Source organism: Methylosinus sp. R-45379, from assembly GCF_001644125.1.
In the GTDB taxonomy this organism is placed as follows: Bacteria; Pseudomonadota; Alphaproteobacteria; order Rhizobiales; family Beijerinckiaceae; genus Methylosinus.
Window position 1 is genome coordinate 1 of record NZ_LUUM01000242.1, and the last position, 1,182, is coordinate 1,182.

Annotated in this window: 1 protein-coding gene; it reads right to left on the reverse strand. The window is 57.0% G+C overall.

Annotation, left to right across the window (positions count from 1 at the left end; genetic code table 11):
• Positions 1-590: 590 nt before the first annotated feature.
• Positions 591-1,182 (reverse strand): helix-turn-helix domain-containing protein (locus A1351_RS10895; RefSeq protein WP_064032964.1); only part of this gene is annotated, 592 nt, incomplete at its 5' end.

Sequence of the window (1,182 nt, forward strand, 5' to 3'; positions counted from 1 at the left end):
GGCGTTGCGCTTTTGCGGCGGCGGGGCGTGCTGGACAGCTTCGAGCGGCTCGCAATGGGCGGCTCGACAGGGGAAGGGCTCTTACGGGTGATTGCCAAGGGAGGGCTCCATCGAAAAATGGGGAGCGAGACAGAAACGCAGAGAACGCGCACGCACGGCTCTCCCTGAACCGATGGAAAGAGCAGATTGGAATTTGATAACTTATGTTATCAGCCGTTGCAATAAGAAAAATTATCCATAACGACAAGTGGTGTTATGCGTAAATTTCCCACAGGAAAGCTCGCCAGCTCATAGCGGCTGGTTGGGGGAGTGTCTGAACGTGACCCGGCCGTTACCGTCCATCCAATGGCGCATCCAAAACTTTTAGCGCACGATATGAAGTGATTGCGGATCGCGCCGAGAGCCGCGGTGGTTCAATCTCGAGCGACTACCTGGAATTGCGGGGGAACTTAGATTGCGCTGCAATAGGCGCGCGGCGCCACGGGTCGGCTGGGGCGACCTTGAATGGCTTTCGATCGTTTGCAAAGCTCATACGGAGAGGCGTTTCGCCTCCGATATCCGCGTGCGACGTCAGTTCGAAAGTGGCGCGCTCATCGCCGCGACAGCACGCCGGCGACCGTGTCGCAGCGCAGCCATTTGGCGCGAGAAAGCCGTTCTTCGCATGGCTTATCGCCCCATTTACGAACGACCCATTCTGTCGGAGTAGATCGAACGAATTCGCGAATAAGGGCCTTTCCGCCGCCGTCCTCGAATAAGACGACGCCGTCTTCCGTGGCGGGTGGAAGCTTTGGATTTAGCATTAGAGTTTCGCCGGGCCGATAACGCGGGAACATGTCGTATCCAGACACGAGAAGTCCATAAGCATCTGTCGCCGCGCCGAGTCCTGGGGGGCGAGCCATATAGTCAATCGCGCCGTTCGACATAATCAAATACCCCTTACCGTCTTCGGCAGTTGCCATTATAGGCATCGGCTTGGAGGGGTCGCTAGGGGCAAGCGTGACGAATTTATGGTGCGGAGCCATATCGAGCTCCCGTTCTATCTCTGGGAGAAACTTCGATTTGCGAGTACTGCCGTTCTCGATCTTCTGAATTGCAACTTGCGATATGCCAATGCGCTCCGCGAGAGCCTCCTGAGAAAGGCCCTTCGCCTCGCGCGCCTTCCGGATCTCATCGCCTGTCGTC